This window comes from Methanimicrococcus stummii, from assembly GCF_032594435.1.
In the GTDB taxonomy this organism is placed as follows: domain Archaea; phylum Halobacteriota; class Methanosarcinia; order Methanosarcinales; family Methanosarcinaceae; genus Methanimicrococcus; species Methanimicrococcus stummii.
Window position 1 is genome coordinate 1,104,589 of the sequence record NZ_CP131062.1, and the last position, 14,719, is coordinate 1,119,307.

The 14,719-nt window shown below is 47.0% G+C and carries 8 protein-coding genes, 1 tRNA gene and 2 rRNA genes; 3 read left to right on the forward strand and 8 right to left on the reverse strand.

Annotated features, from left to right (window positions below; all coding sequences use genetic code 11):
* Positions 1-79: 79 nt before the first annotated feature.
* The 3 genes from MmiEs2_RS05440 to MmiEs2_RS05450 all read right to left on the reverse strand — a co-directional run bounded on the left by MmiEs2_RS05440 (position 80) and on the right by MmiEs2_RS05450 (position 4,953).
* Positions 80-3,010: ribosomal RNA gene (locus MmiEs2_RS05440) — 23S ribosomal RNA — on the reverse strand.
* 276 nt (positions 3,011-3,286) lie between these two features.
* Positions 3,287-3,359: transfer RNA gene (locus tag MmiEs2_RS05445), tRNA-Ala, on the reverse strand.
* A 119-nt stretch (positions 3,360-3,478) separates the two neighbouring features.
* Positions 3,479-4,953, reverse strand: a 16S ribosomal RNA gene (locus tag MmiEs2_RS05450).
* Together the 16S and 23S rRNA genes with 1 tRNA gene alongside form the textbook arrangement of a ribosomal RNA operon.
* Before the next feature lie 822 nt (positions 4,954-5,775).
* Between MmiEs2_RS05450 and eif1A the strand changes: the two genes are divergently transcribed.
* From eif1A to MmiEs2_RS05465, 3 genes are all read left to right on the forward strand, one after another.
* On the forward strand, positions 5,776-6,114 hold the full coding sequence (gene eif1A / locus MmiEs2_RS05455) for a translation initiation factor eIF-1A (RefSeq protein WP_316558867.1): 339 nt from the start codon (positions 5,776-5,778) through the stop codon (positions 6,112-6,114).
* Positions 6,115-6,212: 98 nt separating this feature from the next.
* Positions 6,213-7,166: a serine protein kinase RIO gene (locus MmiEs2_RS05460; RefSeq protein ID WP_316558868.1), complete on the forward strand. Its 954-nt coding sequence runs from the start codon at positions 6,213-6,215 to the stop codon at positions 7,164-7,166.
* A 2-nt stretch (positions 7,167-7,168) separates the two neighbouring features.
* Positions 7,169-7,753, forward strand: coding sequence for a KH domain-containing protein (locus tag MmiEs2_RS05465; RefSeq protein WP_316558869.1), 585 nt, complete (start codon positions 7,169-7,171; stop codon positions 7,751-7,753).
* Positions 7,754-7,892: 139 nt separating this feature from the next.
* On the opposite strand, the gene MmiEs2_RS05470 is transcribed toward MmiEs2_RS05465, so the two are convergent.
* The 5 genes from MmiEs2_RS05470 to MmiEs2_RS05490 form a co-directional block, all read right to left on the reverse strand.
* Positions 7,893-8,132 (reverse strand): DUF3781 domain-containing protein, encoded by a 240-nt coding sequence (locus tag MmiEs2_RS05470; protein ID WP_316558870.1) that lies wholly within the window; start codon positions 8,130-8,132, stop codon positions 7,893-7,895.
* A 3-nt stretch (positions 8,133-8,135) separates the two neighbouring features.
* Positions 8,136-9,551, reverse strand: a complete 1,416-nt coding sequence (locus MmiEs2_RS05475; protein WP_316558871.1) for a dihydroorotase — start codon at positions 9,549-9,551, stop codon at positions 8,136-8,138.
* A gap of 146 nt (positions 9,552-9,697) precedes the next feature.
* On the reverse strand, positions 9,698-12,892 hold the full coding sequence (locus MmiEs2_RS05480; RefSeq protein ID WP_316558872.1) for a DNA-directed DNA polymerase: 3,195 nt from the start codon (positions 12,890-12,892) through the stop codon (positions 9,698-9,700).
* 210 nt (positions 12,893-13,102) lie between these two features.
* Entirely contained in the window at positions 13,103-13,855 is a 753-nt protein-coding gene (locus MmiEs2_RS05485; protein WP_316558873.1) for an SDR family NAD(P)-dependent oxidoreductase, read from the reverse strand.
* Positions 13,856-13,868: 13 nt separating this feature from the next.
* Positions 13,869-14,633, reverse strand: coding sequence for an SDR family NAD(P)-dependent oxidoreductase (locus tag MmiEs2_RS05490; protein WP_316558874.1), 765 nt, complete (start codon positions 14,631-14,633; stop codon positions 13,869-13,871).
* Positions 14,634-14,719: the final 86 nt, after the last annotated feature.

The following is a 14,719-nucleotide window of genomic DNA, read 5'->3' on the forward strand; positions in this document are numbered from 1 at the left end:
AATTTTTGATAAACAACATTTTAATAATTTCAACAAACGGATGACTCAGACATAATCAGATATCGCCTGAAAAATCAGTCTCGCGGCGGCACGGACTATTCGTGAACGCGGACTCAACACCTCGTTGCCTTGGTGCGTACATCCCGTTTCGATCAACCTCGTCTTTTACGAGTGTCCTTGACGATGTCTCTTATTTAGGTGGGATTTCGAGCTTAGATGCATTCAGCTCTTATTCTTTGGTGCGTAGCTGCCCTGCGATGCCTTGTCAGACAACAGGTAGACCAGAGGCACCGTTGCTTTGTTCCTCTCGTACTAAAAGCAACTTACCCTCAGACATCAAACACCTCTAGTAGATAGTAACCAACCTGTCTCACGACGGTCTAAACCCAGCTCACGATCTCCTTTAATAGGCGAACAACCTCACCCTTGGCCGCTGCTGCACGGCCAGGATGGAAAGAACCGACATCGAAGTAGCAAGCTGCCGGGTCGATATGTACTCTTGCCGGCAACGACACAATTATCCCCAAGGTAACTTTTCTGTAGTTTTTGGCCCGCACCAAGCGGGCTCAAAAGTTCGCTAGAACCGACTTTCGTCTCGTCATTCCTTGTTGTGCGAAATAACGTCAGGCTGACTTATGCTCTTGCACTCTTCAGTGAGTTTCCGACCCACTTGAGTCAACCATTGCGCACCCTTGATATCTTTTCAAGGGCGTCCCGCCCCAGGCAAACTGCCCACCTATCGGGGTCCTCTCAGAAGAGAGTGAGAATCGTAATTCCAAAAGGGTAGTGTCCCACTTTTGACTCCACGAACGCTGGCGCGCCCGCTTCGACGTCTCCTACCTACACTGTACATTCGAAATCACAACTCAACGACAGGCTGCAGTAAAGCTCTATGGGGTCTTCACTTCCCCCTAGAGGTCTCTAGACTGTGCACTAGAATGTAAGCTTCACCGGATTCCAGTTTGGGACAGTAGGGCTCTCATTGATCCATTCATGCAAGTCGCCAATTAAGCGACAAGGTACTACGCTACCTTAAGAGGGTCATAGTTACCCCCGCTGTTTACAGGCCCTTCGTCCCGTTGAACCGGGGTTTGAGGTACCTGCACTGAGCAGGATTCAGAGATCGTACTCATCCTTACGGATTTGCGATCTCCTATGTTGGTATTAGACAGTTGGAGCCCCCTGGTCACTGCGACCTGCTGTCTTCACAGCAGGCACTCCTTCTCCCGAAGTTACGGAGCTAATTTGCCGAATTCCCTAAACTGAATTACTCCGTCACGCCTTAGCCTTTTCAGCTAGGGGCACCTGTGTCAGATCTTGGTACGGACGTTTCGACCCCTTTTCACGGGCTCCGGGGTGCAGCCGACTTTCGTCATAACATATTCATTCGCTTCTCGCCATTACGGCTCTCCACGAACTTCGATGCTTAAACGGCGCGACAACGCCGCTCGGCCTGCCCTGAAGCGTCAGGATTATTGTCGAACGGTACAGGAATATTAACCTGTTTCCCTGATTCGGCGTACTCGGATTACGGTACGTCTTAGGACCGACTAACCCTCGGCTGATGATCATTGCCGAGGAAACCTGGCCCCTTCGGCGGTCAAGATTTTCACTTGACTATGCTGCTACTATTACCAGGATTTTCGTTTGTGAACGGTCCACAGGACTTCACAGCCCTGCTTCTGCCCGAACACAACGCCCTCCTACGAGATTACCTATACGGTACTCCGTGGTATCGGTGGTCGGCTTGAGCCCCGTCAATTTTCGGGGCCCCAAACCTCGACTGGTGGTCTGTTACGAACTCTTTAAAGGATAGCTGCTTCTAAGCTAACCTTCCAGCTGTTTTGGGCTTGGGACGCCCTTTAGTGTTTACACTTAGCCGACACTTGGGGACCTTAACCACGGGCAGGGTTGTCTCCCTTACGCACTACAAGCTTACCCCAGCAGTGCGGACTCCGACCGTCTACGGTGTGGGTGGGTTTGGAGTTTGACAGAAGAGCGAAGAATTTCTTCCCCGGATTCCCCAATCAGTGCTCTACTCCACCAACGACCTCGGGTCAGGTCATGCTACGACATGTTTCGGAGGGAACCAGCGGATGCCGGGCTAGATTAGCATTTCACTCCGAGACGTGGGTCACGTGAATGATTTGCAGATCAATACCACTTGCGGTCCTCCACGCAGCTTTCGCCACGCTTCAACCTGCCCACGCCTAGATCGCCCGGCTTCGGGTCTTATCCCGGTGACTCCGCGCACTTGTATACGCCGTGCCTCACTCGAAGAGTTGCGCACATGTTGCTTTCGCTTTGGCTGCCTGTAAGAACAGTTAGCCTTCGCCACCAAGATAAACTCCCTGGCCAGTTCTTCAAAACTTAAGATGGAACATCGGCAATCTTATTCGTACAAAAGCCTCGCAGCTTCTTCCTTCATAAGAAAGATCCTTTCACGCCCCATCGTTCTATAACCAACAGGTTTCAGGCACTTTTTACCTCCCTTCTCGGGGTACTTTTCAGCGTTCGGTCACCCTACTAATTCGCTATCGGACTCAAGGAGTATTTAGTTTTGGAGATTGGTGACCCCCATATTCGTGCGAGATTTCCGACCCACACTACTCAGGACATGACGATTTTCCTTTCATCTTTATCGACGTGACTATCACACTCTGTGGTCTGCCGTTTCAGGCAAGTTTGATTCAATGAAATAGGAAAATAATGTCAGCCGTAAACCACATCTCCTTTATATTACTACAAAGGATTCAGTTTGAACTCTGCCGGTTTCAATCGCCTTTACTAACGGCATCTCTTATTGATTTCTTTTCCTGCCCCTACTAAGATGTTTCAATTCGGGGCGTTCCCGATCATGACTGATCGTTACCCTCACGGATAACAGGATTCCCATTAGGAGATCTCAGGTTCATAGATTCCTTGCGTCTACCCTGAGCTTATCGCAGCTTGGCACGTCCTTCATCAGCTCTTGAGCCGAGCCATCCACCTGTTGGCGTAACACCATTCGCTTAACCGATTTTTCAGTTAGCGTCTGATATATCTGTCCAACTTGTTGATTTGTTGTTGTTTATCTTCTTCAACCTTTACATGACATCACTTAAATTCCGTGCTGGCACACGATTTATCCGTCCTTCCCCCGCGAGAAATCGCGGAGTGCATTATAAACTTGTGAGAGGAATTGCACCCCGGCGCGTTTTTAAACGCGCTTCTGATTTTATTAAACCGGAACCGAATTTGTTTTCCGGCCGATTTTGTTTCCGATTGTTTATCGGAACCAATAAAATGGACTTGTGGGGATTTGAACCCCAGGCCTCTGCCATGCGAAGACAGCGATCTTCCAGCTGATCTACAAGCCCAACTGTATAATTTCGAGCTTTGCCCGATTTATTTTGGATCTTGCTCGATCAATTTATCTTTTATTGGTTTTTGTGTTGTGACCTGATGTTTTTTCGGCATTCGGCGGTGTTTTATTCTTAGGAGGTGATCCAGCCGCAGATTCCCCTACGGCTACCTTGTTACGACTTAACCCCCCTTGCGGAATTCAGGTTTGAATACGGCACGATGTCCATACCCTCACCCATACCCCACTCGGGTGGTTTGACGGGCGGTGTGTGCAAGGAGCAGGGACGTATTCACCGCGCTATGTTGAAACGCGATTACTACGGATTCCAGCTTCACGAGGATGGGTTTCAATCCTCGATCCGAACTTCGAACGGGTTTATGAGATTAACATCCCCTTTCGGGGTAGTTACCCATTGTCCCGTCCATTGTAGCCCGCGTGTAGCCCAAGAGATTCGGGGCATACTGATCTACCGTAGCCCGCACCTTCCTCCGATTTAACACCGGCGGTCCCCACAGAGTACCCGGCCATCCGGAGATGCCGCTGGTAACTGTGGGCACGGGTCTCGCTCGTTGCCTGACTTAACAGGATGCTTCACAGTACGAACTGGCGACGACCATGCACCTCCTCTCAGCGATTCAGGTAAAGTCTTCAGCTTGACCTACATATTGCTGTCTCCCCTGGTGAGTTTTCCGGCGTTGAGTCCAATTAAACCGCAGGCTCCACCCGTTGTTGTGCTCCCCCGCCAATTCCTTTAAGTTTCAGCCTTGCGGCCGTACTTCCCAGGTGGCTCGCTTCACGGCTTCCCTTCGGCACCAGACACAGTCACGCCATGCCTGACACCTAGCGAGCATCGTTTACGGCTGGGACTACCCGGGTATCTAATCCGGTTCGTGCCCCCAGCTTTCGTCCCTCACCGTCGGACTCGTTTTGGTAAGACGCCTTCGCCACAGGTGGTCCCACAAGGATTACAAGATTTCACTCCTACCCCTGTAGTACCTCTTACCTCCCCCGATCCCAAGTTCGGCAGTATCCACTGGAAGCCCGGATGTTGAGCATCCGGATTTCCCAATGGACTGACCGAACCGGCTACGGACCCTTTAGACCCAATAAAAGCGGCTACCACTCGGGCCACCGGTATTACCGCGGCGGCTGGCACCGGTCTTGCCCGGCCCTTGCTAACACATACGATTTAGGTATGTGGACAGCCCGCATTTGATGCGAGCACTCGGTGTCTCCTTATCACAGTTTCCTGCATTGTAAAGTTTTCGCGCCTGCTGCGCCCCGTAGGGCCTGGATTCATGTCTCAGAATCCATCTCCGGGCTCTTGCTCTCACAACCCGTACCCGTTGTCGGCTAGAGGGTACATTACACCCCCTACAACCTGATAGGCCGCAGACCCATCCTTAGGCGAAATTCTTTGTCTCTTCAAGCGATTCCAGCAGAGAAGAGATATCCGGAATTATCCTCAGTTTCCCGAGGTTATGCCGGACCTAAGGGCAGGTTATCCACGTGTTACTGAGCATTACGCCATGTTCACGAAGAACATTTGACTCGCATGGCTTAGTCAAACACCGATAGCAGTAACCTCCGGCAGGATCAACCGGAATTATATTTGAATTTAACATTTCAAACGCTGTGAGCATTCTCAATGTAATCCTGTACACACTTGATGTTGCTTTTAATAGCTGGTTTTGGAAATACTGCAAACATTGCTGAATAATCAGAATTGTCGGAAAAAACTTGTCAACCACGAATAAAGCGCTATTCACACTTAGTTCTTAGATTTTTGAGTTGCTTTCCTTTGTACACAGTTTGATATTCCTGTAAATCTCGTAACGATGATTTACAATTTTGATTCAATTTGCAAAGCAAATTGAAAGATTCACCTTGAAAACAAGATGAAAGTTTGAAAATCACCGCCGAAGTTTACCGAAACATCAGGTCACATATCAGTCACGGAAAAAACTCCGGACTTCATTATTAGATGAATGTAAAATTCACGAATTTGACTGAAAAAAAATCCAGTAAATTACGCGGAATACATTATAAAGCTGACATTGTATTTAATGATTTTGACTTGAAGCCAAACTTCAAAAAAGCACCGGACAAATAAAATCCGTACTTAATTAATTTAAATTGGAAATGTCAATTTCAATCAATTCGAATTTTGAAAGACTCGAACTGAGCGAATCCAAACAATATCACATTTCGTATATAAAGGTTGTGACTGAGTCTGAAAAAATCAATTAAAAATCATGAAAAAAAGAAAAATTGCATTTTGAAAGAATGAAATCGGACACAACATTTAAACAGGAAAACATTATTCTTACATAAAAATCAGCATTTGTAATTTTATAAAAAATGAAATGTTTATTCTCGCCTCGGCTGTAAGAGGCATTTTTACAATAATTTATCAAGAAGGCAAATTTATGGCAAATTTTAAAAATAACAGAAACGGAAGAAGAGGACCTGCCCCCACAGATGGCGAACAGGTCATTCGTGTCAGAATCCCTAAAAAAGAGGAGAGAGAAGTGTTGGCAATTGTTGAAAGTTTGCTTGGCGCAAACCATCTCAAACTCAGATGCATGGACGGCGTTGTCCGCTTGGGACGCATTCCCGGATCCATGAAAAAGAAGATTTGGATTCACGAAGGCGATGTCGTCATTGCAGTCCCGTGGGATTTCCAGGACGAAAAAGCAGACATCATTTGGAAATACACTCGCCCGCAAGTGGACTGGCTGGACAAAAAAGGCTATTTGAGAACATAACGTTCTCAAAATTCAATTTATACAATCCGTTTTTATTACAAAGATTTCGCGAACAGCGGAATCAAAATCAACTCCACCCCGATTTTTAAGGTGACCGGATGAGTCAAAAAAAGATTGATAAACAGATGAAACAAATCGAAGATAAGCGCGCTAAAGGCCGCATATTTAAGAAAGATTCATCTTTTCTCAAAGCTGAAGAAAATGTTTTTGATGTCCCGACATTGAAATTGCTTTATTCTTTCGCCAACAAAGGATTTATTAACGAACTCGGCGGCTCAATCAGCACGGGAAAGGAAGCGAACGTCTTTTACGCGACCGGAAATGAAGGCGAAGTCGCCGTCAAGATTTACAGAATAAATTCAAGCACGTTCAAAGCGATGGATCCGTACATTCTCAAAGATCCGAGATTCACCCACATCCGCCACAGCCGAAAAGACATCATTTTCGCATGGACGCAAAAAGAGTTTCAAAATTTGCTCAGAATTAATAAAGCAGAAATCCGCGCGCCAAAACCGATTACCTGCGACAGGAATGTGCTGATTATGCAATTCATGGGCGAAAACGGCGTCGCGTATCCGTCGCTCAAAGAAGTGAAAATGGATGATGAAGATGCGCGCGTGTTTTATGATCAAATTATTGAAAATATACGCCGCATGTATGTCAGAGCTTCTTTGGTACATGCCGATTTAAGCGAATACAACATTTTAATTGACATTGAAAAAGAAGAAGCCGTTATCATCGACGTCGGCCAGGCGGTGACGTTAAATCACCCGAACGCGCGCGAATTTTTAATCAGAGACATTGAAAACATCAAGCGCTTCTTTAAAAAATACGGCATTGAAGAAGGAACCAAAGAAATATTGGAACGGATCAAACAGAAAAAAGAAGAAGATACCATTATCGAGCCGGATTCCGAAGAAGAAATCAAAACGGATAAAAATGCCGCGGAAATTGAAAACAGCATTGAAAATGAAAATAATGATATTAAAAACGAAGACATCGGCAGCGAAAATGGAATTGCTGCCGCTGAAAATGAAATAAAGGAAGAATAAAAATGACCCAATTTGTAAAAGTCCCCAAAGAAAGAATCGCAGTCATCATCGGCCCCGGCGGTGCCGTTAAAAAACAAATCGAAGAAGCCGCCAAGCTGAAACTGGAAATTAACAGTGAAGACGGGCGCATTGAAATCAAAGACGAAGAAGATCCGGTTGCCGGCATGCGCGCAATGGAAGTCATCAAAGCAATCGCGCGCGGATTTTCACCGGAAAAAGCGATGGAATTGTTTTATGAAGATTTCCTGACGTTGGACATTATTGATTTGTCGGAAGCTGCGTCAACGCCGAAAGAATTGGCGCGCCTCAAAGGCAGAATCATCGGGCGCGAAGGTAAGACAAGAGAAATCGCCGAAAAACTCATCAATGTCAAAATTTCAGTTTACGGAAAAACTGTCAGCGTCATCGGGTTTCCGGAGCAGACCACAATTATCAGAACGGCCGTTGACATGCTGATTAACGGCGTGAATCACGGAACCGTTTACAGTTTCCTTGAAAAGAAGCATGACGATTTGATTCGTTCGCAAATGGATTCCATTGAATATATCGATGCGGAAGAAGAAGAAACAGAACAAGAGGAAGAATAAAATTTCATTCTTCCTTTTTTGTATTTTTTTAATTTCACGTTTTTTAAAATTTTGTTTTTTAATCTTACAAATCGTTTTTACCAAAAATTATTAAAATCGAAATTGTTGTTTGCGCGCGCGATGCAGCTCGTTTAATCATTCATATTTTGATTCTGTGCGCCGTGATAATGGTAAAACTGTGAGCATTGACAGTGATTTCAATATTATCGACATTCACGTACCAATTTTTTCCTTTTTTAGAGAAATGCTCGGCGTTTTTGATTTTTTGCTGACACCATGCAACAACATCCTCAACATCCAACGCCAGATTTCGTTTAATCCGCACAATTCCCAAATCGGTCGTATGAACTTTATCAAGATTGAGCAGTAAATCATTCATCAATTATTCCTCGTCGTCATCATCATATTCCAAAATGATTTTGCCGTCTTCATCCGTTTTCATTCCGGCGCCCGGCAAAAATTCACCACGCCCTTTTTTCGCAATGACCTGCGCGCCATCCCAAATCACATCGCCGCGGGAAAGCGTCATGCCCGGAAAAATGCCGTCCATTCCCTCGTACGGCGTCCAATCGCAATGCGTATGCAGATTTTTGGATTTAATCGGCACAACGTTTTTCGGATCGAACAAAAGCAAATCCGCATCACAGCCTTCCGCCATCGACCCTTTTCCGAGGCGATCCAAACCGAAAATGCGCGCAGGATTGCGGCTGGTGACCGCGATGACGCGCTCAAGCGAAAGCCAATTTTTGCGAACGGCTGCAAGCATCAGCGGCATCAGCGTTTCAACACCGGGAACACCGGAAGGCGCCGAGCGCATCGGCACTTCTTTTTCATAAAGCATGTGCGGCGCGTGATCGGAGGCGACCGCGTTGACCAACCCTGAATTTAAAGCTTGAATCATGTAAGCTGCATCTTCCGAAGAACGCAGCGGCGGATTCATTTTGCCGAGCGTTCCCAACTGTTTGTAATCTTTTGTTGACAAGAAAAGATGATGCGGCGCGACTTCGCAAGTAATTCGGCTTGCGTTGCTCTCGGGCGGCAATTCTTTTCGCGCTTTTTCAATCAGCTTGACCGCTTCAGGCGTACTTGTGTGACAGAAATGAAGTCTTGCCGGAACGGCCGCATCTTTATTGATTTTAATGCAATCGTGAACGGCGACTTCTTCGCAGACATTCGGACGAATCCGAGAATGAACATCGATTTCGTTATCGTTTTTCAAAAACGCCTCATTTGCCAGGCGAATGGATTCATCTTCGGCATGAATGCAGGCAAGCGCGTCCAATTCACCGATTTTGGAAAGCGCGGCGCCAAGCAGATCGTTGCTGATATTGAGTCCGCCGGTTGACTCCGCCATGAAAATTTCGCCGAAAACACTGATGCCGAGGCGCCAAATTTCTTTGAGCTGATCGATATTGTTTGTAACGCCGCCGTTGATTCCGAAATCAATCACGGATTTCTTCTTGGCGTGTTTGAGTTTTTGAGAAAAACCGGATTTATCAATGACGGGCGGAAGCGTATTCGGATGTTCCAATACGGTTGCAATGCCGCCGGCCGCGGCCGAGCAGGAACCGGAATACCAGTCTTCTTTGTAAGTCAGACCGGGATCTCGAAAATGAACGTGCCCGTCAATGCCGGCCGGAATAACAACCATTTTATCGGCATTAATCCGTTCGTCGTAAGCGGAAATACGGAATTCTTTTGAGATTCCTTTAATTTTACCATCTTCAATTAAAATTTCAGCCGGCACAAGTTGGCCGCCTTCAAGAATTCGTGCGTTTTGAATAAGAACATCGGGCATAAACAAGCATTGTCTTTCAAGTTAAATAAATTCTACCTGAAAAAAGTTTGTTTCCGTCCGCGCCGCCGCGCGCGAGCCGCATCAATTTTAAAAATAAAATGAAATCCGACCTTGACGATGAAAAAAGAAAAGAAAAAAGAAAACTTTTAGAAATCAAACAAAGATTTCTGCGGTTTCTTTTTGTCATCGGTTTTGGAATCGGAAACGCTGCCGACATTTTCGACAGGTTCGTCGACCGGTTTATCAGCGAATTCATCAGCCGATTCGCCAACAGATTCGGCAATTGGAGTTTCAGTCGGCTTTTCAGCCGATTGGTCGGTTGCCGATTCGACAGAATCGGTTGAAACAGGTTCAACAGAATTATCCGGCTCGGAAACCTGCGTTTCAAATTCGCCTGACAAATCACCGGAAAAGGCTTCGGAAACATTTTCGGCGGCTTCTTCTTTGTAAACGGGTGCTTTTGACGGACCGGTGTCTTCGAACACATCCAACCCTTTCGGCGCGGCCGACGGATCAATTTTATTGGACGCGACATCTGACACGGATCGGACGACCGGCTCCGTCTTCGGCGCAGGATCGGAATCGGCGAAGTCAAAAAGACCTTTTTGCTGATATTTGTCAAGCGAACCGCCGTCAACGCCGAAAACTTCTAAAATGCGCTCGACCGGCGGCAAAATTTGTTTCTTGATGTAATATTCCGTGTCAATCGGAATGTTGTGTTTTAAAACAAATTCGGGATCTTCGGCGCGTTCGACGAATAACCCTTTCCCGGAAATAATGACGAACGGAACGCGTGTCCCAATCGGCGTTGAAATTCCCGTGCGGGATTTGATTTTTTCAACAACCGTCAGGTGCGGCTGTTTGTTTTTATAATTGTCCGTTTTCTTGGAATAATTTTTTGTGAGAATTAATTTGTTGATGAATTCCGGATTTTCCTGCAAATTCAAATTGCGAAGCTCGCTTGTGACGGAGCGGACATACTTAATCGCTTCGTCGACGTTACCTTCCATCAAAACGAGTTCGAGAACGCGTGTCAGCGTCTCAGACGTCAACTCGCACCAGTCGCGGCGAACGGTTTCCATGCCTTTGACTTTAATTTTGTTCGTCCAGCCGGAACCGCTGCGTTCAAAAAGCCATTGCGCATACCGTTTCTTGGCAATCAAAACAGCGCGTCTCGCAACAGCTTCAAATTCCAGTTCCATCGGCGCAGGCAGCGACGCGGTCACGATTGCGGCCGTTCTCGAGCCGACCAGCTCGGCATCTTCCAAAGTGAACTGCTCGGGCGTAAATTCTTCGCCGGACTCGGCAGAACAATGCATGAAAACACTGTCTGTGTCGCCGTAAACGACGGAAAGCAAAACGATTTTGACGTCGCCGTTAATCACCGCGGAATCCAAATCGGAAATATTGCCGGAATCGAAATCGGCGTCAACCGTTTTTCCTTTGGATTTGAAATCGTCTTTGATTTCCGCTTCGAGCCACGCTTTGTTTTCGTAAAGATAAATTTTGCCGATGACTTGCGTGATAATGTGTTCGGTGTTGATAATATTCTCACGGCCGATGCTTGTCACAGAACTTGCCATCGCCATGCTGTAAAGGCGCGCGCGCGCGTAGCCGGTGTAGCCGTAATAACTGTTGAGCAGAATTTTAAGCGCCATCTGCGTTGCGTCAAGCGCCAGGATTTCCTGTTCGTCGTCGGTTTGCTTCATCAGTTTTTTGGTTTCCATTCTGCGGCGAAGCAAATCTTCTAAAATGGACGGAACGATTCCTTTGACAATATTTTGTTTGACGAAAATACCGCCTGTCGGCGTGACTTCGACATCGTTTTCAGAAAGGCCGAGCGGTTCTAAATCGCGCATGTCGTTGATGATGGTCGTATAACACAGATTGTGCGCCATCATAATTGTCGGATAAAGTGATTTGTAGTCGAGAATGATGACGTTTTCATGAAGACCGCGCACGGGATCCAAAACGGCGCCGCCTTTGAGTTCGTCGTCGCCGTCGCGCTCCTCGTACGCTTCGCCGTCGGGCTTGACCGGCATGACGCGCTGATGCCTGCCGTATTCTTTGAGCATGACTTGCTCGACCATTGAAGTTTGGCCGCCGTCAAGCGTTTCCTGAACGACGGAATTTGTAATGCGCGCAAGCGCGACGTATTTGTCTAAAATTTTGAGATGAAGCAAAAGCTCGATTGCAAGCTCGGAATCGCGCCGGGAATAATTGATAAATTGCGCCAGCAGCTCGCCGGAATCAAACCAATATTTTTCCATTTCGGCGGCCGGAACGTCTAATTTTTCGCGCCCGAGCAATTCTTTCGCGGCGTTTCGAAGCGTGTACTGCTTCAGGCTGAAATTGCGGCGGACAAGCGGTAAAACGTCGGAGACAATGCGCCCCGTAATTTCGGTTTTGACCGTCAGGCCGAATTTTTTGGAAAAAATCGGACTGTTGTCGCGCGCAAGTCCGGTCCTGATCGCAGCGCCTTTTTTCTTTAAAACGTCGGCGCGGCGGAGCAAATAAGGAATATCGAAATCGCCGATGTTATAACCGGTAATGAAATCAGGATCAAATTGATTGATGGTTTCAAATGTTTTTGCCATCAACTCGTTTTCATTTTCCAGCCAAATTGTATCGCCGTTGGCATCACTCGTTTCATAATCAAAGCCGTCAGGCTTCGGCTTTCCGACATAAACAAGCGTTTTCTTACCGTTCCAAGCCGGCTCAAACGCAAAACTGACTAAAATCACCGGCGACTTTTCAGGCGTCGGCATGTTGCCGTGATCGGGCAGACATTCAATATCAAAAGAAAGATAGCGCAGCGGCGCGTTGGCAATGCGGTCAATCGGTGTCACCGATTTGGCGCAGATAATCGTATCGGATTTAATCGGAATTTCTTTAATCAGGTGCTCGCGGTCCAAAGTTGTATCTTCTTCCGCCTCCACCCATTGAAAACCGCCGAGATTCATGTCAACGAGGAATCTGTTGCGGAATAAAATATCGCTTTCAAAAAGCGCGGTCACGCCCGGCAATTTCGCGACATCGTCACGGATTTCGGGAACGTTTCTCGGCGCTTTTACAATAATTTTCAGATACGGCGACATTTCGGTTTGATAACCGACCGGACCGTAGCGCTCGACAACCTCAACGCGGACAATTTGCGGAAACTTTTCCATTAAATCTTTTTGAGTCGCCTCAGGATTTGTGCTTTCGGCATAGAAAAACGGCTCGAACCCCGGAATCAGACAGCATACGCTTTTGCCGTCGTCGCCTCTTCCGAAAAGCCGGATCACCGGCTCGTCATCGCCGATTAATTTATAGTCTGCGTCAAGAATCTGAAAATTCATATCGGCATATTAACTCGTTTAATTTAATATATCCTTTTTGGATTGGAGAAAACGAAATGCATTAAAATTCAGATAATGCCGCACCGGAGCAGCCGCGCGCGTATGTACAAAATTAAAAAATTAACGAAAGAAAAGCACCCGGGTTTTACAAGATATACAAAAAAACAAAAAGAAAAAGAACCAAACCGATTCTTTTTCAAAACAGATGTATCAAACGCAGGTTGTTCCGCCGTCAACGACAACGGCAGTTCCTGTCGTGTAACCGGTTTCATCCGCCGCCAAATAAAGAAGCGCGGTGTTGAGTTCGCCGTCCTTGCCGTATCTTTTCATCGGAACGGTTACTTTCATGAAATTTTGGAATTCATCCGTATTCAGCGCGGCTTCCGTCAATTCTGTCGGGAAAAAACCGGGACAGATGGCATTGACGGTGATGTTGTATTTCGCCCATTCGGCACCGAGCGCGCGTGTAAAATTAACGGCAGCGCCTTTGGAAGCGTGATATGCCGCCCCGCTGTAACTGCCGACCAATCCGTACATGGAAGCGACATTGATAATGCGGCCGTATTTGTTTTCAATCATAACTTTTCCGAACTCGCGGGAGACGACAAACATCGCATTGATGTTCAGATTCATTGCGCGGTACCATTGTTCGTCGGGCATGACTTCGGCCGGATCTTCACCGCCGATGCCGGCATTGTTGACTAAAATGTCCACTTTGCCATATTCGTCAACGGCTGCTTTAACCGCGACTTTGATATCTTCCGTGTTCGTCACATCGGCAACAACAGGCAGGCATTTGCGCCCGGTTTTGCGGATTTCTTCGGCAACGGCTTCTAATTTGTCTTTGCGGCGGGCGATAATGACTAAATCCGCACCCTGTCCGGCCAATGCTCTTGCAAACTGAACGCCAAATCCTGATGATGCCCCTGTGATGACGGCAACTCTTCCTGTTAAATCAAACATATTCTTTTCCTCCTTAAATTGCGGTTGTTCCGCCGTCGACAACGACCATGGATCCGGTTGTATAACTTGCCTCATCGGACGCTAAGTAAATCAGCGCCGGATTGAGTTCACCCTCGCGGCCGCCGCGAGCGATCGGTGTTGTTTGTTTCAGATAATTTTGGAACTCTTCGGTGTCAAACAACGAATTGGTCATTTCGGACGGGAAGAAGCCGGGGCAAATGGCGTTGACCGTAATGTTATATTTGGCCCACTCAGCTGCCAGCGCGCGTGTCAGGTTGACAACGCCGCCTTTGGACGCGTGATAAACGGCGGTCGGAACGGACGGATTGTTGCTTCCGACAAGGCCGTACATGGACGCGATGTTGATGACGCGGCCGTATTTGTTCTTAATCATTTCTTTCCCGAATTCACGAGCAACGAAGAAGACGGAATCCAGGTTTAATCCCATGACGCGATTCCATTCTTCGTCGGTCATGGATTCGGCCGGTGCGACCGCGCTTGTTCCGGCATTGTTGACTAAAATATCGATTTTGCCGCATTTTTGAACGATTTCAGCAACCGCTTTTTTAATCTCATCTTCTTTTGATAAGTCGGCGGCAACCGGCAGACATTTGCGTCCGGTTTTGCGGATTTCTTCTGCAACCGCTTCAAGCTTTTCCATTCTGCGCGCGATGATGACAACATCTGCGCCTTGTTCAGCGAGCGCTTTCGCGAACTGAACGCCGATTCCTGATGAACCGCCGGTAATAACGGCAACTCTGCCTGTTAAATCAAACATTTTTGATCCTCCATGAATAATGACAGCCAATTAGGGCTTACTCAAAGTTGAAAATTTTGTCATATATATACATGATGGATATTTGT

Excerpts from the sequence above, each read along its gene's own strand:
- MmiEs2_RS05490 (WP_316558874.1), bottom strand. The coding sequence starts at position 14,633 with ATGTTTGATTTAACAGGCAGAGTTGCCGTTATTACCGGCGGTTCATCA.
- MmiEs2_RS05480 (WP_316558872.1), bottom strand. The coding sequence starts at position 12,892 with ATGAATTTTCAGATTCTTGACGCAGACTATAAATTAATCGGCGATGAC.
- MmiEs2_RS05460 (WP_316558868.1), top strand. The coding sequence starts at position 6,213 with ATGAGTCAAAAAAAGATTGATAAACAGATGAAACAAATCGAAGATAAG.
- MmiEs2_RS05465 (WP_316558869.1), top strand. The coding sequence starts at position 7,169 with ATGACCCAATTTGTAAAAGTCCCCAAAGAAAGAATCGCAGTCATCATC.
- eif1A (WP_316558867.1), top strand. The coding sequence starts at position 5,776 with ATGGCAAATTTTAAAAATAACAGAAACGGAAGAAGAGGACCTGCCCCC.
- MmiEs2_RS05475 (WP_316558871.1), bottom strand. The coding sequence starts at position 9,551 with ATGCCCGATGTTCTTATTCAAAACGCACGAATTCTTGAAGGCGGCCAA.
- MmiEs2_RS05485 (WP_316558873.1), bottom strand. The coding sequence starts at position 13,855 with ATGTTTGATTTAACAGGAAGAGTTGCCGTCATCACAGGGGCATCATCA.
- MmiEs2_RS05470 (WP_316558870.1), bottom strand. The coding sequence starts at position 8,132 with ATGAATGATTTACTGCTCAATCTTGATAAAGTTCATACGACCGATTTG.